At 67.4% G+C, this 17,469-nt stretch carries 17 protein-coding genes; 8 read left to right on the forward strand and 9 right to left on the reverse strand.

Annotated elements, in window-relative coordinates; all coding sequences use genetic code 11:
• Positions 1-57: 57 nt before the first annotated feature.
• The 6 genes from modC to DSM104443_RS01810 all read right to left on the reverse strand — a co-directional run bounded on the left by modC (position 58) and on the right by DSM104443_RS01810 (position 4,458).
• Positions 58-1,146 (reverse strand): molybdenum ABC transporter ATP-binding protein, encoded by a 1,089-nt coding sequence (gene modC, locus DSM104443_RS01785; RefSeq protein ID WP_171088994.1) that lies wholly within the window; start codon positions 1,144-1,146, stop codon positions 58-60.
• The gene (modB, locus tag DSM104443_RS01790) at positions 1,139-1,822 is read right to left on the reverse strand and encodes a molybdate ABC transporter permease subunit (protein ID WP_425509627.1); all 684 of its coding nucleotides are present in this window, start codon (positions 1,820-1,822) and stop codon (positions 1,139-1,141) included. The genes modC and modB overlap by 8 nt, the downstream gene beginning before the upstream one ends.
• 6 nt (positions 1,823-1,828) lie before the next feature.
• Positions 1,829-2,584: a molybdate ABC transporter substrate-binding protein gene (modA, locus tag DSM104443_RS01795; protein ID WP_171088996.1), complete on the reverse strand. Its 756-nt coding sequence runs from the start codon at positions 2,582-2,584 to the stop codon at positions 1,829-1,831.
• Positions 2,585-2,678: 94 nt separating this feature from the next.
• Complete coding sequence (locus DSM104443_RS01800) at positions 2,679-3,026, reverse strand: winged helix-turn-helix domain-containing protein (RefSeq protein ID WP_171088997.1); 348 nt, start codon at positions 3,024-3,026, stop codon at positions 2,679-2,681.
• On the reverse strand, positions 3,026-3,343 hold the full coding sequence (gene grxD / locus DSM104443_RS01805) for a Grx4 family monothiol glutaredoxin (protein ID WP_171088998.1): 318 nt from the start codon (positions 3,341-3,343) through the stop codon (positions 3,026-3,028). The genes DSM104443_RS01800 and grxD overlap by 1 nt, the downstream gene beginning before the upstream one ends.
• 29 nt (positions 3,344-3,372) lie before the next feature.
• Positions 3,373-4,458: a substrate-binding domain-containing protein gene (locus tag DSM104443_RS01810; protein WP_246232448.1), complete on the reverse strand. Its 1,086-nt coding sequence runs from the start codon at positions 4,456-4,458 to the stop codon at positions 3,373-3,375.
• Between the two features lie 131 nt (positions 4,459-4,589).
• Here DSM104443_RS01810 and DSM104443_RS01815 point away from each other — a divergent pair, with 131 nt between their 5' ends.
• From DSM104443_RS01815 to DSM104443_RS01835, 5 genes are read left to right on the forward strand one after another with little or no spacing between them, the layout of a single operon-like run.
• Positions 4,590-5,051, forward strand: a complete 462-nt coding sequence (locus tag DSM104443_RS01815; RefSeq protein ID WP_212757128.1) for a formate dehydrogenase subunit gamma — start codon at positions 4,590-4,592, stop codon at positions 5,049-5,051.
• Entirely contained in the window at positions 5,048-6,586 is a 1,539-nt protein-coding gene (locus tag DSM104443_RS01820; RefSeq protein ID WP_171089001.1) for a formate dehydrogenase beta subunit, read from the forward strand. The genes DSM104443_RS01815 and DSM104443_RS01820 overlap by 4 nt, the downstream gene beginning before the upstream one ends.
• Positions 6,579-9,440, forward strand: coding sequence for a formate dehydrogenase subunit alpha (gene fdhF, locus DSM104443_RS01825; RefSeq protein WP_171089002.1), 2,862 nt, complete (start codon positions 6,579-6,581; stop codon positions 9,438-9,440). Before DSM104443_RS01820 ends, fdhF begins: the two co-directional genes overlap by 8 nt.
• Before the next feature lie 4 nt (positions 9,441-9,444).
• Positions 9,445-10,269, forward strand: coding sequence for a formate dehydrogenase accessory sulfurtransferase FdhD (fdhD, locus tag DSM104443_RS01830; RefSeq protein WP_212756894.1), 825 nt, complete (start codon positions 9,445-9,447; stop codon positions 10,267-10,269).
• On the forward strand, positions 10,266-10,496 hold the full coding sequence (locus DSM104443_RS01835) for a formate dehydrogenase subunit delta (protein ID WP_171089003.1): 231 nt from the start codon (positions 10,266-10,268) through the stop codon (positions 10,494-10,496). Before fdhD ends, DSM104443_RS01835 begins: the two co-directional genes overlap by 4 nt.
• Here DSM104443_RS01835 and prmC read toward each other — a convergent pair.
• The 3 genes from prmC to hemA are packed head-to-tail and all read right to left on the reverse strand — an operon-like array spanning position 10,493 to position 13,655.
• Complete coding sequence (gene prmC / locus DSM104443_RS01840; RefSeq protein WP_171089004.1) at positions 10,493-11,314, reverse strand: peptide chain release factor N(5)-glutamine methyltransferase; 822 nt, start codon at positions 11,312-11,314, stop codon at positions 10,493-10,495. The two genes, DSM104443_RS01835 and prmC, sit on opposite strands and share 4 nt — an antisense overlap.
• Positions 11,314-12,396 (reverse strand): peptide chain release factor 1, encoded by a 1,083-nt coding sequence (gene prfA, locus DSM104443_RS01845; RefSeq protein ID WP_171089005.1) that lies wholly within the window; start codon positions 12,394-12,396, stop codon positions 11,314-11,316. Before prfA ends, prmC begins: the two co-directional genes overlap by 1 nt.
• Positions 12,393-13,655, reverse strand: coding sequence for a glutamyl-tRNA reductase (gene hemA, locus DSM104443_RS01850; RefSeq protein ID WP_171089006.1), 1,263 nt, complete (start codon positions 13,653-13,655; stop codon positions 12,393-12,395). The genes prfA and hemA overlap by 4 nt, the downstream gene beginning before the upstream one ends.
• A 214-nt stretch (positions 13,656-13,869) precedes the next feature.
• Here hemA and DSM104443_RS01855 point away from each other — a divergent pair, with 214 nt between their 5' ends.
• The 3 genes from DSM104443_RS01855 (at position 13,870) to DSM104443_RS01865 (ending at position 17,424) form a co-directional block, all read left to right on the forward strand.
• The gene (locus tag DSM104443_RS01855) at positions 13,870-14,409 is read left to right on the forward strand and encodes a glutathione peroxidase (protein ID WP_171089007.1); all 540 of its coding nucleotides are present in this window, start codon (positions 13,870-13,872) and stop codon (positions 14,407-14,409) included.
• Positions 14,410-14,472: 63 nt separating this feature from the next.
• Positions 14,473-16,179 (forward strand): type IV-A pilus assembly ATPase PilB, encoded by a 1,707-nt coding sequence (pilB, locus tag DSM104443_RS01860; protein ID WP_171089008.1) that lies wholly within the window; start codon positions 14,473-14,475, stop codon positions 16,177-16,179.
• An 18-nt stretch (positions 16,180-16,197) separates the two neighbouring features.
• Entirely contained in the window at positions 16,198-17,424 is a 1,227-nt protein-coding gene (locus DSM104443_RS01865; protein WP_171089009.1) for a type II secretion system F family protein, read from the forward strand.
• The last annotated feature ends 45 nt before the right edge of the window (positions 17,425-17,469 follow it).

Raw genomic sequence — 17,469 nt, forward strand, 5'->3', positions numbered from 1 at the left:
AAGACCCGCACCCGGACAGATATGAACTCGTGTTCCTATGGTGCCGCGAAGGGCTATTCAGGCGAAACCGACGCTGCGCCGGTCGATGGAGACGGCCTTCACCATCGCGAAGACGGCCAAGCCCGGTGCGAGGCCCAACTCCTGCACGGCCTTGCGCGTGACGCGGGCAGTGAGCGTCTCGCGGCCGATGCGCAGCTGCACGTCGACAATCGCTCCGAACTCGTCACCGATGGTCTCCACGACGGCGGGGAGGATGTTCTGCACGCTCACGCCTTCCGGCCGCCGAAGCGCGATCGAAACGTCGCGGGCGCGGATGCGGGCGCGTACCGGCTCTCCCGGCAGCGCATCGAGGTTGGGGACGATGAGCTGGCCGCCGTCGAAGACGAGCGTCGTGAGGCCATACGACTCGTCGAGGCTCGCGACACGCGACTCGATGACCGAGCCCGCTTCGAAGCGCCCGAGGTGCGGCGAGAGATCCTTCCGCCCGAGCACTTCCGCGGCCGGCCCGCTCGTGACGACGCGGCCCTCGGACATCACGACGAGGTGGTCCGCGAGGCGGGTGACTTCCTCGAGCGCGTGGCTCACGTAGACGATCGGGAGGCGCAGCTCGTCGCGCAACAGCTCGACGTACGCGAGGATCTCGGCCTTGCGCGGCGCATCGAGCGACGCAAGGGGTTCATCCATCAGCAGCACGTGCGGGCTCGCAAGCAGCGCGCGGCCGATCGCGACGCGCTGCTTCTCGCCGCCGGAGAGCGTGTTGGGCCGCCGCTCCTGCAACGCCTCGAGCCCGAGCAGTGCCGTGACGCGCGCGCGATCGACGAACCGCTCCGTGACGAGCGTGAGGCGCTCGCCGTAGTCCAGGTTCGCGCGCACCGAGAGGTGCGGGAACAACAGGCCTTCCTGGAACACGTAACCCACGCGGCGCGACTCGGGTGCGAGGTCGATGCCCCGCTGCGAATCGAAGAGCACGCGGCCCGCGACGCAGATGCGACCGCGCGCGGGCTTCACCAGTCCCGCGATCGCATTCACGAGCGTGCTCTTGCCCGAGCCCGAGCGTCCGAACAGTGCGACGATCGGTGCGTCGGCCGCGAACGCCGCTTCGAGGTGGAAATCCTCGCGATCGATGGCGACGTCGACTTCAACCATGCGCGGACTTTCCACGGCTGCGGCGAACCAGCCATTCGCTGGCGGCGAGCGCGGCGAGCGAGAGGATCACCGAGAGGACGGAGAGCTTGAGCGCCTGCGCATCGGCACCAGGCACCTGCGTGTACGTGTAGATCGCGAGCGGCAGGGTCTGCGTCTCGCCGGGAATGTTGGAGACGAACGTGATCGTCGCGCCGAATTCCCCGAGACAGCGCGCGAAGCCGAGGAGCGCACCGGTGGCGAGACCGGGAACCGAGAGCGGCAGCGTGATCGTGAAGAACACGCGCCACGGCCCGGCGCCCAGCGTGCGCGCGGCGCGCTCGAGGCGCGGGTCGATCGATTCGAATGCGAGGCGCAGCGCCCGCACGAGGAGCGGGAAGCCCATGATCGCCGCGGCGAGTGCGGCGCCCGTCCACTTGAACGCGAACACGATGCCGAGAGGCTCGAGGAGGCCGCCGATGGGCCCGTTGCGCCCGAAGAGCACGAGCAGCGCAAAGCCCACGACCACCGGCGGCAGCACCAGTGGGAGATGCACGAAGGCATCGAAGAGCGTCTTGCCCGGGAAGTCGTAACGCGCGAGGACGTAGGCGACGGCGATGCCGAGCGGCAGGCTACCCGCGACGCCCCAGAAGGCGACCTGCAGCGAGAGCGCGACGACGCGCCATTCGTCGGCGCTCAGCAAGGCCTAGTTGCGCAGGAAGCCGTAGCGCTCCCAGGTGGCGCGCGCCTCGGGGGCCGCGAGCCACCTGGCGAATTCCTGCGCCGCGCCTGCCTTCGCTGTCTTCAGCATCACGAGAGGATAGACGATCGGCGGATGCGTGCCCGCGGGGAAGGTGTCGACGATGCGCACGCCCTTGTCCGCCATCGCGTCGGTGCGATAGACGATGCCGAAGGGCGCCTCGCCGCGCGAGACGAGGGCGAGCGCCGAGCGCACGTTCTCGGCGGCCGCCACCTTCGGCGCCACGGAGTCCCATACGCCGAGCGCCGTGAGCGACGCCTTGCCGTACTTGCCGGCGGGCACCGCGTCGGGGTTGGCCATCGCGATCCGGCCGTTGCCGATCGCCATGGCGAGGCCGAAGCCCGGCGCGATCTTGAGCGGGGTGGTGGAGGCGGCGGGCGCGATGAGGACGAGCTCGTTGCGCAGCAGGTCCACGCGCGAGCCCGGCACGGTGAGCTGCTTCTGCTCGACGTAGTCGATCCAGTCGGTGTCCGCCGAGATGAAGAGCGCCGCGGGCGCTCCGGCCTCGATCTGCTTCGCGAGCGCGTTGCTGCCCGCGTACGAGATCGCGGCCTTGTGGCCTTTCGCGGCCTCGAAGGCCTTGGCCTGGGCATCGAGCGCTTCCTTGAGGCTCGCGGCGGCGAAGACGGTGAAGTCTTCGGCCCAAGCGGCGGGCAGGAGGAAGGAGAGGGTGAGGGCGAGAAGGATTCGGGCGGTCTTCATGTCCGTAATATACAGCGAGATATAACGACCTCCAAGACGTCGCCCCCGCGAAGGCGGGGGCCCAGCTGGATTCCCGCCTTCGCGGGAATGACGGCTACTTCAGGAGGTCGGCGAAGCGCTCGAGCTCGGGATCGAGGGCGCGGTCGACGGCGCGGCCCATGGCGGCGAAGCGTTCGAGGACCTGGCGGCCGAAGTCGGTGACCACGGCGCCACCACCGCCCGAGCCGCCGGTCGCCGATGCGACGACGGGCTCGCGGAAGCAGCGGTTCATCGTGTCCACGAGCAGCCAGGCGCGGCGGTAGGACATGCCGAGCCGCTTGGCGGAAGCGGAGATGGAGCCGGTGGTGGAGATGGCCTGCAGCAGCTCCGCCTTGCCGGGGCCGATCGCGATCTCGGCCCCGTACATCACGCGCAGCTTGGTAGGGCCGCGCGCGTGGCGCATTACTTCTGGGTGCCGGTGAGGAGCGTCTGCAGCTCGCCGCTCTGGTACATCTCTTTCATGATGTCGGAGCCGCCGACGAACTCGCCGTTCACGTAGAGCTGCGGGATGGTCGGCCAGTTGGCGAATTCCTTGATGCCCTGGCGGATCTCCGGGTCTTGCAGCACGTCGACCGTGAAGATTTCCTGCGCGCCCGAGGCTTTGAGCAGCTGCACGGCGTTGGCCGAGAAGCCGCACTGCGGGAACTGGGGCGAGCCCTTCATGTAGAGCACGACGGGGTGGCCGGTGACCTGCGATTTGATGGTGTCCTGGACGCTCATGGCTTCAATCTCCTTGGCTAACCGATATTTTAGCGCCGACCCGGCAATTCAAGGGCCTGCGCCATGGGGATGACGACGCCGGGGTCGTCGAGCGTGTAGCCCGGCTCCCCGCCGACCGCTTCCCGGAAGGCATCCCCTCCCAGCAGCGAGACCATCTCGCGCCCGGCGGGCAAATCCAGCGTGCGCTTGTCGCAGGCGAGCATGTAACGCTCGACCACCAGCGGAATGAAGTCGAGCTTGAAGTGGCGCGCGGCCGGCTCGACGGCCATGCCTACGTCGGCGATGTGGCTCGCCACGAAGGCGGCCACGGCGGCGTGAGTGAACTCCCCGGTTTCCGCATAGCCCGGAATGTGGCGCGGGTCGATACGCGCCGCGGCCAGCATCCCGTCCAGCAGCACGCGCGTGCCGGAACCGCGTTGACGGTTCACGAAGCGTATGCCCGGCTTCGCAAGGTCGGCGACGCCACGGATGCCCAGCGGGTTGCCCTTGGCAACCACGAGACCCTGCGTGCGCTTCACGAGCTTGATGACCACTTGCTGCCGCGGCTTCACTACCGGCTCGTAGTGGGCGCGCAGCACGGCCGCCAGCTCACCTTCGGGCATGTGGAAGCCCGCGAACTCGCAGGCGCCGCGGCCGAGCGAGCGGAGCGCCTCGACGCTGCCCATGTACTGCAGGTCCACGTCGGCGTGGCCGTGCTCGCGCATCACGCGCGGGATCTTCTCCACCGCGTAGCCATGGCTCGCGTGGATGCGCAGCAGCTCCTGCGCCGGCTTCAAATGCCGATTGATCTCGAGGTTCAGCTCCGAGGCGATGTTCTCGAGGAGCGGGAAAAGGCTCGCATCGCTGCGCTGCTCCGCCCACAGCAGCTTTTCACCCAGCGGTGCCAGCGACGCTCCCTTGCCGCGCGCCATGATCACCAGCGGGCTGCCGAAGAACTCCGACCACTTCGCGAGCAGGTCCCAGGCATGGCGATAGGAAAGGCCGATCCGCTTGGTGGCGAGCGTGAGCTTGCCGGTTTCGTGGATGGCGCCCAGGAGATCGAACAGGCGCGGGTCCACGCGCTCGCCGGCGGTGGTGGTGAAAGTCCACGAGGGACGGATGACGATCTTGTCCAAGTGGCAAAAAATCTCATATTGCGGTCTCCGTGTCCATACCCTAGTTTCCATAGGGAAACGTGCTGAATAAGCGTCGCATATGCGACTTTTCGCATATGACGTCGAATTCCGAGGAGCCGCCCATGGGCGCGATGAACGAGAGCCAGGTCGTGGTGAACCAAGCCATCGCCGACCTCCAGCGGGAGGAAGGGGCGCTGCTGCCGATCCTCCACGAAGTGCAGGATCGGCTGGGCTACGTGCCGAAGGATTCCGTGCCCGTGATCGCCAAGGCGTTGAGCCTCTCGCGGGCCGAGGTGCATGGCGTCGTCACCTTCTATCACCACTTCCGCCAGCAGCCCGCCGGGCGCCGCGTCGTGCAGGTGTGCCGCGCCGAGGCGTGCCAGGCCGTCGGGGCCGATGCGCTGGTCGAGCATGCAAAGCAATCGCTCGGCGTCGATTTCCACGGCACCACCGAAGATGGCGCCGTGACGCTCGAGGCCGTGTTCTGCCTGGGCAACTGTGCCTGCGGCCCGTCGATCATGATCGGCGACGACCTGCACGGGCGCGTGACGCCGGAGCGCTTCGATGCGCTCGTGAAGGCGGCGCGAAAATGAGCGTCACCGTCTTCGTCCCGCGCGACTCGAGCGCCATCTCGCTCGGCGCCGACACGGTCGCGCGCGAGATCGCGTCGCAGGCCATCCGCAACGGCTGCGCCGTCCGCCTCGTTCGCAACGGCTCGCGCGGGCTCGCGTGGCTGGAGCCGATGGTCGAGGTGCAGACCCCGGAAGGACGGATCGCCTACGGCCCGGTGACGCCCGCCGATGTCGCGAGCCTCTTCGACGCGGAGTTCCTGCACGGAGCGCCGCATCGCCTGCGCCTGGGCAAGCCCGAGGACCACCCGTACCTCGCGAAGCAGGAGCGGCTCACCTTCGCGCGCGTGGGCGTGATCGACCCGCTCTCGATCGACGACTACCGGGCCTATGGAGGCTTCGTCGGCCTCGAGAAAGCGATCCATCGCGGCGGCGCGGAGATCGTGAAGGCGGTGACGGACTCGGGCCTGCGGGGCCGGGGCGGCGCTGCGTTCCCCGCCGGCATCAAGTGGAACACGGTGCTGAACACGCCGGCCGACCTGAAGTACATCGTCTGCAACGCCGACGAGGGCGACTCGGGCACGTTCTCCGACCGCATGCTGATGGAAGGCGATCCCTTCATGCTCATCGAGGGCATGGCGATCGCCGCGCACGCGGTGGGCGCGCGCAAGGGCTACATCTACGTGCGCTCCGAGTACCCGTATGCCGAGGCCACATTGCGGGAGGCGATCCGCATCGCCACCGCCGCCGGGTTCCTCGACCACTTCGAGCTCGGCGTGCGCCGCGGTGCCGGCGCCTACATCTGTGGTGAAGAGACCGCACTCCTGGAGAGCCTCGAAGGCAAGCGCGGCATCGTGCGCTTCAAGCCGCCGGTGCCCGCGATCGTGGGGCTCTTCGGCAAGCCCACCGTCGTGAACAACGTGATCACGTTCGCGGCGATCCCGACGATCCTGGCCGAGGGCGCCGAGTACTACAAGAACTACGGCATGGGCCGCTCGCGCGGCACGCTGCCCTTCCAGCTCGCGGGCAACATCAAGCACGGAGGTCTCGTCGAGAAAGCCTTCGGCGTGACGCTGCGCGAGCTGCTCTACGACTACGGCGGCGGCTCGCGTTCGGGTCGGCCCATCCGCGCGGTGCAGGTCGGCGGCCCCCTCGGCGCCTACCTGCCCGAATCGCAGTTCGACACGCCGCTCGACTACGAGTCGTTCGCGGCCATCGGAGCCATGGTCGGCCACGGCGGCATCGTCGCCTTCGACGACACGGTCGACATGGCGAAGATGGCGCGCTACGCGATGGAGTTCTGCGCCATCGAGTCGTGCGGCAAGTGCACGCCGTGCCGCATCGGTTCCACCCGCGGCGTCGAGGTGATCGACAAGATCATCGCCGGCCGAGACGCCGAAGGCGGCCCCCAAGTAAACGACCGCGAGAAGAACCTCGCGCTGCTCCGCGATCTCAACGAGACGATGCTCGCCGGTTCCCTCTGCGCCATGGGCGGCATGACGCCGTTCCCCGTGATGAGCGCCCTCAAGCATTTCGAGAAGGATTTCACCCATGCCTAGCCTCGCACCCACCGATTACGGCACGCCGGCCAGCAAGAGCGAGAAGCTCGTCACGCTCGAGATCGACGGCCAGGAAGTCTCCGTTCCCGTCGGCACCTCGATCATGCGTGCCGCCATGGACGCGGGCGTGAAAGTACCCAAGCTCTGTGCCACCGACAGCCTCGAGCCCTTCGGCTCCTGCCGCCTGTGCCTGGTGGAGATCGAAGGCCGCCGCGGCATGCCCGCGTCGTGCACCACGCCGTGCGAGCCCGGCATGAAGGTGAAGACGCAGACGAAGAAGCTCGCCGACGTCCGGCGCGGCGTGATGGAGCTCTACATCTCCGACCATCCGCTCGATTGCCTCACCTGCAGCGCCAACGGCAACTGCGAGCTGCAGGACATGGCCGGTACGGTGGGCCTGCGCGAAGTGCGCTACGGCTTCGAAGGCCGGAACCATCTCCAGGAAGGCAAGGACGAGTCGAACCCGTACTTCACGTTCGACGCCTCGAAATGCATCGTTTGCTCGCGCTGCGTGCGCGCGTGCGAGGAAACGCAAGGCACGTTCGCGCTCACCATCGACGGCCGCGGCTTTGCTTCGTTCGTCTCCGCCGGCCAGGACGACGGCTTCCTCAACAGCGAGTGCGTCTCGTGCGGCGCCTGCGTGCAGGCCTGCCCGACCGCCACGCTGATGGAAAAGACCGTCATCGAGAAGGGACAAGCGGAACACTCGGTCATCACGACGTGCGCCTACTGCGGCGTCGGCTGCTCCTTCCGCGCGGAGATGAAGGGCACGGAAGTCGTCCGCATGGTCCCGCACAAGGACGGCAAGGCGAACCATGGCCACTCGTGCGTGAAGGGCCGCTTCGCCTGGGGCTACGCGACGCACAAGGACCGCGTCACCAAGCCGATGATCCGCGCGAAGATCACCGACCCCTGGCAGGAAGTCTCGTGGGAAGTCGCGGTCAACCATGCGGCGTCCGAGTTCAAGCGCATCCAGGCCAAGTACGGGCGCGATTCGGTGGGCGGCATCACGTCGTCGCGCTGCACGAACGAGGAGACCTACCTCGTGCAGAAGCTGGTGCGCGCCGCGTTCGGCAACAACAACGTGGATACCTGCGCCCGCGTGTGCCACTCGCCCACGGGTTTCGGCCTCGGGCAGACGCTGGGCACCTCCGCCGGCACGCAGGAGTTCGATTCGGTGGACTTCGCCGACGTGATCATGGTGATCGGCGCGAATCCGGCGGCCGCCCACCCGGTCTTCGCCTCGCGCATGAAGAAGCGCCTGCGCGAGGGCGCGAAGCTGATCGTCGTCGATCCCCGCACCACCGAGATGGTCGACGGCGCGCACTACAAGGCCGACTACCATCTGAAGCTGAAGCCCGGCACGAACGTCGCGATCATCAACGCACTCGCGCACACGATCATCGCCGAGGGCCTCGCGAAGGTCGACTACGTCTCCGAGCGTTGCGACATGGCGGAGTTCGCCAAGTGGGAAGCCTTCATCCTGGAACCGAAGAACTCGCCCGAGGCGATGGAAGAGGTCACCGGCGTTCCCGCGGCTGAGATGCGTGCGGCCGCACGCCTGTACGCCAACGGCGGCAACGGCGCGATCTACTACGGCCTGGGCGTGACCGAGCACAGCCAGGGCTCGACGATGGTGATGGGTATCGCGAACCTTGCGATGCTCACCGGCAACATCGGGCGCGAGGGCGTGGGTGTGAACCCGCTGCGCGGCCAGAACAACGTGCAAGGCTCGTGCGACATGGGCTCGTTCCCGCACGAGTTCCCGGGCTACCGCCATGTGTCGAACACCACCGTGCGCGAGCTGTTCGAGGACGCGTGGGGCGTGCCGCTGCAGAGCGAGCCGGGCCTTCGCATCCCGAACATGTTCGAGAGCGCGATCGAGGGGACCTACAAGGGCATGTACGTGCAGGGCGAGGACATCGCCCAGTCCGATCCGAATACGCAGCACGTCACCGCCGCGCTCGAGGCGATGGAGTGCCTCGTGGTGCACGACATCTTCATGAACGAGACGGGGCGCTTCGCGCACGTCTTCCTGCCGGGCGCGTCGTTCCTCGAGAAGGACGGCACGTTCACGAATGCCGAACGCCGCATCTCGCGCGTCCGCAAGGCGATGCCGCCGCTCGCGGGGCTGGCCGACTGGGAAGCGACGATGGCGCTGTCCAATGCGCTCGGCTACAAGATGGACTACAAGCATCCGTCGGAGATCATGGACGAGATCGCGCGCCTCACGCCGACGTTCAAGGGCGTGAGCTACGACCGCATCGACGAGCTGGGCAGCATCCAGTGGCCCTGCAACGACGCGGCGCCCGACGGCACGCCCACCATGCACATCGACACGTTCGTGCGCGGCAAGGGGCGCTTCATCGTGACGGAGTACATCCCGACCGACGAGAAGGTGAACTCGCGCTACCCGCTCATCCTCACCACGGGCCGGATCCTCTCGCAGTACAACGTGGGCGCGCAGACCCGTCGCACGCACAACAACACGTGGCACGACGAGGACCGCATCGAGGTCCACCCGCACGACGCGGAAGAGCGCGGCATCAAGGAAGGCGACTGGGTCGGCATCGCCAGCCGCTCGGGCGAGACGGTGCAGCGCGCCGTGATCACCGACCGCGTGCAGCCGGGCGTCGTTTACACGACGTTCCACTTCCCCGAGTCGGGCGCCAACGTGATCACCACCGACAACTCCGACTGGGCCACCAACTGTCCCGAGTACAAGGTGACGGCGGTGCAGGTCCTGCCGGTCACGCAACCCTCCGAGTGGCAGAAGCGCTTCCACCAGTTCCGCGAGCAGCAGGAGCAGCTCGTGGAGCGGCGCATCCGCGACAAGGAAAAGGCGAAGGTGTGAGGCCATGATCGTCGAAGAGATGGTTTCGGCGCTGCCGCTGGAGTCCGTGAATTGCGCCGGCGTCCGCTGGAGCGAGGGCGAATCCACCGACGTGTCCGAGGACATCGCGGCTGAAGTGCCCGTTGCCCTCGTCTACAACGGCATCTCGCACGTCGTGATGCTCGCCACACCCCTCGACCTCGAGGCGTTCGGCGTGGGCTTCTCGCTCTCCGAGGGCATCGTCGCCTCGGCCTCCGAGGTGCATGACGTCGAAGCGGTCGCCGTGGACGGGGGCATCGAAGTGCGCATGACGATCGCCTCGGAGCGCTTCGTCGCGTTGAAGGAACGCCGGCGCAACCTCGCCGGACGCACGGGCTGCGGCCTCTGCGGCACGGAAAGCCTGCAGCACGCGATCCGCGATCTCTCGCAGGTGCCCGAAGGTCCGCGCGTCGCACCCGCCGCGCTGCACCGCGCCTTCGCCGGGCTGCCCGCGCACCAGCATCTCTTCAAGCGCACGGGCGCGGTCCACGCCGCGGGATGGTCGCGGCCCGATGGAGCGCTCGAGCTCGCCTGCGAGGACGTCGGCCGCCACAACGCCCTCGACAAGCTGATCGGCTCGATGGCGATGGAAGGCCACGCTTTCGATGCGGGCTTCGCCGTCATCACGAGCCGCGCCAGCAGCGAGATGGTGCAGAAAGCCGCGACCGTCGGCATCCGCATCCTCGCCGCGATCTCCGCGCCCACCGAGCTCGCTATCCGCCTCGCCGAGCAATCCAACCTCACGCTCGTGGGCTTCGCGCGCAACGCCCGCCATGTCGCCTACGCGCACGGAAAGCGCCTCGTCCCATGAGCCACGCCGGACAGCCGAACTACGACAGCCTGGTGAAGATGGCCAACCAGATCTCGCAGTTCTTCGAATCGCAGGAGCCCGGCCAGGCACCGGCGGGCATCGCCGAGCACATCAAGAAGTTCTGGGATCCGCGCATGCGCCGCGCGATCGGCGAGTACGTGCGCAGCGGCGGCGATGGATTGCGGCCGGACGCGGCGCGGGCCGTGAAGCTGCTCGAGGCTCGTTAGGCCGGGAGCCGGCCCACGGCGACGCGCGGAATGCCCGCGAGATCGCGAATGCTCTCGCGCGATTCGAATCCGGCTTCCTCGAGGAGCTTGGCGACGGCCTCGGCCTGGTCGTATCCGTGCTCCAGCAGCAGCCATCCTCCCGGCACGAGGTAGTCGCGCGCGGCGACCACGATCGCGCGAACGGAACCCAGTCCGTCTTCGCTGCCGTCGGTAAGCGCGCCCTCCGGCTCGAAGCGAAGGTCGCCCTGGCCCAGGTGCGGGTCCTTTGCGGCGACGTACGGTGGATTCGAGACGATCACGTCGAAGCGGCGTCCGGCCACGGGCGCGAACCAGCTTCCTTCGAGCCATTCGATGCGGCCCGGCGCGAGAGTCTCGCCGTTCGACCGCGCGACCTGCAGCGTCTGCGAATCCTTCTCCACCGCCGTCACGCGCGCTTCGGGACGTTCGCACGCGAGCGTGACCGCGATCGCACCGCTGCCGGTTCCGAGGTCGAGCACGCTGCACGCGCCTGCCATGCGCTTCAGTGCCGCCTCGACCAGCGTCTCCGTATCGGGCCGCGGGATGAGCACGTGGCCGTCGACGGCGAAGTCGCGGCCGTAGAACTCGCGCCGGCCCACGAGGTAGGCGACCGGGTGGCCCATCAGGCGCTGCGCGACCAGCATGTCGATGCGCGCGTCCTGGGTCTCGGTGAGGATGTGGAACGGATTGGTCGCTAGGAAGGCGCGGTCCACGCCGAGCACTTCGCAGACGAGCACGCGGGCGTCCACCTTGCCGATCGAGTCCTCCGCTTCCTGGAGCGAGGCGTGGATGGTGCGCATCAGGCCGCGTCGGAGAGGCTCGCGAGCTGGTCGGCCTGGTGCTCGGCGGCGAGCGCGTCCAGCAGGTCGCCCATGTCGCCGTCCATGATCTTCTCGATCTGGTGCAGCGTGAGGTTGATGCGGTGGTCGGTCACGCGGCCCTGCGGGAAGTTGTACGTGCGGATGCGGTCGGAGCGGTCGCCGGTGCCGATGAGCGACTTGCGCTCCGACGCTTCCTTCGCGTGCTGCTCGCGCTCCTGCTTGTCCTTGATGCGCGCCGAGAGGATTCGCCAGGCCTGCTCCTTGTTCTTGTGCTGGCTGCGGCCGTCCTGGCACTCGACCACGATGCCCGTGGGCAGGTGCGTGAGGCGCACCGCCGAATCGGTCTTGTTCACGTGCTGGCCGCCGGCACCGCTCGCGCGATAGGTGTCCACGCGCACGTCGGCCGGGTTCACGACGATCTCGCCGGTGTCGTCGGCCTCGGGCATCACGGCGACCGTGGCGGCCGAGGTGTGGATGCGGCCCTGCGTCTCGGTGGCGGGAACGCGCTGCACGCGGTGGCCGCCCGACTCGAACTTGAGGCGCGAGTACGCTCCGCGGCCGACGATGCGCACGATGACTTCCTTGAAGCCGCCCGCGTCACCGTCGCTCGCGCTCATGACCTCGACCTGCCAGCGGTTGCGCTCGGCGTAGCGCGAGTACATGCGGAAGAGGTCGCCCGCGAAGAGCGCGCTCTCGTCGCCTCCGGTGCCGGCGCGGATCTCGATGAACAGGTTCTTCTCGTCGTTGGGATCGCGTGGCAGCAGCATCGCCTGGAGCTCCGCTTCGAGCTGCTCCACGCGCGCCTTGCCGGACTTCACTTCTTCGTCGGCGAATTCCCGCATCGAGGGATCGCGCGCCATTTCCTCGGCGGCGGCGACGTCGCCCTCGGCCTTGCGGTACTCGCCGAAGGACTGCACCACCGGCTCGATCTCGGCGCGCTCCTGCGAGAGCTTGCGGTAGTTCTCGAGGTCGTTGGTGACGTCGGGGTCGGCGAGGCGCGCGTCGATCTCCTTCAGGCGCGTGTCGAGCGCGGCGAGCTTCGTGGCGATGGAGGGCTTCATCGCTTGTCCTCGCCCTCGGCGTCGGGGAACAGCACGTCGATCGCGCGTTGCAGCTGGGCGCGGTCGTCGTCCCCGGCGCGGGCGAGCGCCTGAGTGGGGTGGTGCAGGAATTTGTTGGCGAGGCCCTGGGCGAGCGACTCGAGCACGGCGTTCACGTCCTCGCCGCGGGCGAGGCGCGCCTTGGCCTTCGCGAGCTCGGTGCTGCGGTACTGCTCGGCCTTGCTGCGAAGCTGCACGATCACCGGCACCGCGGCGCGCGTGGCCTGCCACGCGCGGAACGCTCCGACCTGGGAGGCGATGATCGTCTCCGCCTCGGTGGCCGCGGCTTTGCGCTGCTCGGTGCCTTCCTGGACGATCTTCCCGAGATCGTCGATCGAATAGAGGAAGAGGTCCTCGAGCTCCGCGGCCTCGGGCTCGATGTCGCGCGGCACGGCGAAGTCCACGGCGAACATCGGCCGGTGGCGGCGCGCCTTCAGGGCCTGCTTGAAATGGGCCTTGTGCAGGATCGGCTCCGGCGACGCGGTTCCGGTCACGACGATGTCGAAGGTGGAGAGCAGGGCGGGCACGTCCGCGAGCGCGATCGCCTCGCCCGCGAATCGCTCGGCGAATGCTTCGCCGCGCTCGAGCGTGCGGTTGGCCACGACGATCGCCGCCGGGCGCTGGGCGGCGAAGTACGTCGCGGCGAGCTCGACCATCTCGCCCACGCCCACCAGCAGCACGCGCCTCTGCGAGAGGTCGCCGAACAGGTTCTGCGAGAGCTTGAGCGCGGCCGAGGCCATGGAGATCGATTGGGCGCCGACGGACGTCTCGGTGCGCACGCGCTTGGCCACGGCGAAGGTCTGCTGGAAGAGCTTGTGCAGCAGCGAGCCCAGGGTGCCGGCGGCTTCCGCCGTGCGGACCGCCTCCTTCACCTGGCCCAGGATCTGCGGCTCGCCCAGGACCATCGAGTCCAGCCCCGAGGCGACGCGGAAGGCATGGCGCACGGCATCGTCGCCGGCGTGGAGGTAGAGGAGGGATTCGAGGGAGGTTCCGGCGCGCTGCGCTTCGGCCAATAGCCACGCCCGGACCGCCGCGCCGTCCGCCGCGTCGCAGTAGACCTCGGTGCGGTTGCAGGTCGAAACCAGCACCACCTCGGCCACACCCGCCTGGGCCGCCAGCTCCGCCAGCACGGCCGCATGCCGCTCGGCGGGGAACGCGATCTTCTCGCGGACCTCGAGGGGGGCCGTGTGGTGGTTGATGCCGAGGACGTGGAGAGGCATTCGGATTGCGGGGCCGACTAGGTTCCCGCCCCCCGATCGAGTCACTCGGGGGCAAGCTGCTCGGGAATGACGGGGGGCGGCTCGTGTAAGTACCTGAAATTATAGCCTGTCCCTGTCCGGCGGCAGCAGGGTCCGGTGCCGGAATGCGAGGCCACATCGGAACGGCCCCGGGCGTCCGTATCATAGGGATTCGACCCTTCCCCCAGGCCGCCCCATGAACCTCCGCCTCCTCGCTGCTTCCCTGCTCCTGGCCCCCGGCCTCGCCGCCGCCGCCTGCCCGACGCTCCTCGACCAGAAGCTGAGCACCCTCCAGGGCAAGGCCGACGACCTCTGCCGCTACGAGGGCAAGGTCGTCCTGGTCGTGAACACGGCGAGCTATTGCGGCTTCACGCCCCAATACGAGGGACTGGAGAAACTCTACGAGAAGTACCAGGGCCAGGGGCTCGTGGTGCTCGGCTTCCCCTCGAACGACTTCGGCAAGCAGGAGCCCGGCACCAACGCCGAGGTGGCGGACTTCTGCGAGCGCACCTACAAGGTCCGATTCCCCATGTACGAGAAGACCGTGGTGACCGGAACCGAGGCCACGCCCCTCTACAAGGGCCTCGCGGCGAAGACCGGCGAGGCCCCGAAATGGAATTTCCACAAGTACGTGCTGAACCGGAAGGGCGAGCCCGTGGGCAGCTTCAATTCCCGCGTGAAGCCCGACGATCCCAAGCTGGTCGAGACCGTGGAAAACGCCCTCGCCGGACGCTGACCGGGCGTTCTTTACAACTCGCTCCAGCAAGGCGCATCATATCCTTGATTTAACAGGATTCTTATGGCCGCAGCGCCTTCCCATTTCAATGCCCTCGGGCGCGCCCTCGTGCAACAGGGCAAGCTCGTACAGGCCGACGCCAACGCCATCCAGGCGGAAGCGACGAAGGCGGGTATTTCCTTCATCCAGCAGCTGATCGGATCGAAGAAGCTCTCGGCGAAGGAAGTCTCGATGTTCGCCGCCAACACCTTCGGCTATCCGCTGCTCGACCTGAACGCGGTCGACGGCGACCAGCTCCCCACCAGCCTCATCGACGCGAAGATCGTCGGCAACCACCGCGTTGTGGCCCTCGGCAAGCGCGGCAACCGCCTGTTCGTCGCGATGAGCGACCCGTCGAACGAGCAGGTGATGCAGGAGGTGAAGTTCTCGACCGGCATGACGATGGAGCCCATCGTCGTCGAGGACGACAAGCTCAACATCTTCGTGAAGAAGATCACCGAGGGCGGCGGCAAGGCCCTCGAGAAGATGGTCGAGGACGTCGACCTGCAGCTGCCCGACGAGGGCGAGCTCGAGGCCGAGACCGCCGCTTCCGTCGAGGACATCGACGACGCCCCGGTGGTGAAGTACGTGCAGAAGGTGCTGCTCGACGCCATCAACGCCGGCGCCTCCGACATCCACTTCGAGCCCTACGAGAAGTTCTACCGCATCCGCTACCGCCAGGACGGCGTGCTCTACGACGTGGCGCAGCCGCCGCTCGCGATCAAGGAGAAGATCGCCTCGCGCATCAAGGTCGTCTCCAAGCTCGACATCTCCGAGAAGCGCGTCCCGCAGGACGGGCGCATGAAGCTCACGCTCTCCAAGACGCGCGCCATCGACTTCCGCGTCTCGACGCTGCCGACGCTCTTCGGCGAGAAGATTTGCATGCGGATCCTCGATCCCTCGAGCGCCACGCTCGGGATCGACGCCCTGGGCTACGACCCGGACCAGAAAGAGAACCTGATGACCGCCATCCAGCGCCCCTACGGGATGGTGCTGGTGACGGGGCCGACGGGCTCGGGCAAGACGGTGTCGCTCTACACGTGCCTGAACATCCTGAACAAGCCGGGCATCAATATCTCGACCGCGGAGGACCCGGCGGAGATCAACCTGCCCGGCGTGAACCAGGTCAACATCAACGACAAGGCGGGGATGACGTTCCCGGCGGCGCTGAAGGCCTTCCTGCGCCAGGACCCGGACATCATCATGGTGGGCGAGATCCGCGACATCGAGACCGGCGAGATCTCGATCAAGGCCGCGCAGACCGGCCACATGGTGCTCTCCACGCTGCACACCAACGACGCGCCGCAGACGCTCACGCGATTGATGAACATGGGCATCGCTCCGTTCAACATCGCGTCGTCCGTGATCATGGTCACGGCCCAGCGCCTCGCGCGGAAGCTCTGCGTGTGCAAGCGCCCGATCGACATCCCGGAGGAAGCGCTCAAGCGCGCGGGTTTCACCGAAGAAGACCTCGACGGAACCTGGCAGCCCTTCGCGCCCGCCGGATGCGACGTATGCAAGAATACCGGCTACAAGGGGCGCGTCGGCATCTACCAGGTCATGCCCATCTCCGAGGAGATGGAACGCATCATCATGAAGAACGGCACGGCGATCGACCTTGCCGACCAGTCCCGCCGCGAAGGCATCAAGGACCTGCGGCAATCGGGGCTCATCAAGGTGAAGAAGGGACTCACTTCCCTCGAGGAAGTCGAAGGCGTCACCAACGAGTAACGAGCAGGGAGAGCCAACATGGCAGCGGTCGCGAAGAAAGACACCAAGGACGTCAAGCTCTACAACTATTCCTGGACCGGGAAGGACAAGACCGGGAAAGTGATCAAGGGCGAGGTGCGCGCGGGCGGCGAGCACGTGGTGCTGGCCACGCTGCGCAGGCAGGGCCTGCAGCAGATCTCCGTCAAGAAGGTCTCGACGCGCGGCGGCAAGAAGATCACCGAGAAGGACATCACCATCTTCACGCGCCAGCTGGCGGTGATGATGAAAGCCGGCGTCCCGCTGCTGCAGTCGTTCGACATCGTGGGCAAGGGCCACGCGAACCCGTCCGTGGGCAAGCTGCTGCTCGACATCAAGACCGAGGTCGAGACCGGCTCCTCCCTGGGCCAGGCTTTCCGCAAGTACCCGCAGCACTTCGACGCGCTCTTCTGCAACCTGGTCGCCGCGGGCGAGCAGGCCGGTATTCTCGACGCGCTGCTCGATCGCCTCGCGACCTACAAGGAAAAGATCCTCGCCATCAAGTCGAAGATCAAGGGCGCGCTCTTCTACCCGATCGCGGTGATCGCCATCGGCATCATCATCGTCACGGTGATCATGATTTTCGTGATCCCGGTGTTCAAGGACCTCTTCAAGAGCTTCGGCGCGGACCTGCCGGCGCCCACGCAGATCGTGCTGAACATGTCGGAGTTCTTCGTCGCCTACTGGTGGATCATGCTCGGGATCGGCGTGGGCACCTTCTTCGCGGTCTCGTACACGTACAAGCGAAGCACCGCGATGCAGCGCAGCTTCGACCGCCTGCTGCTTCGCCTGCCGGTGTTCGGCGACGTGATCCGCAAGGCTTCGATCGCGCGCTGGTGCCGCACGCTCTCGACGATGTTCGCCGCCGGCGTGCCGCTGGTGGAATCGCTCGACTCGGTGGCGGGCGCCGCGGGCAACTACGTCTACTACGAGGCGACCAAGCGGATCCAGAACGAGGTCTCCACGGGTACCAGCCTCACCGTGGCCATGCAGAACGCGAACGTGTTCCCGAGCATGGTGATGCAGATGACGGCGATCGGCGAGGAATCGGGCGCGCTCGACTCGATGCTCTCCAAGGTCGCGGACTTCTTCGAGCAGGAGGTCGACGACTCGGTCGACGCCCTCGCCTCCCTGATGGAGCCGGCGATCATGGTGATCCTGGGCGGCCTCATCGGCGGCCTCGTGGTGGCCATGTACCTGCCGATCTTCAAGCTGGGCGGCGCCGTCTGACGAGCCGCATGCCACCCCAAAGGCGCGGAATCGCTTCCGCGCCTT

The sequence above is a fragment of the Usitatibacter rugosus genome (assembly GCF_013003965.1).
GTDB lineage: Bacteria > Pseudomonadota > Gammaproteobacteria > Burkholderiales > Usitatibacteraceae > Usitatibacter > Usitatibacter rugosus.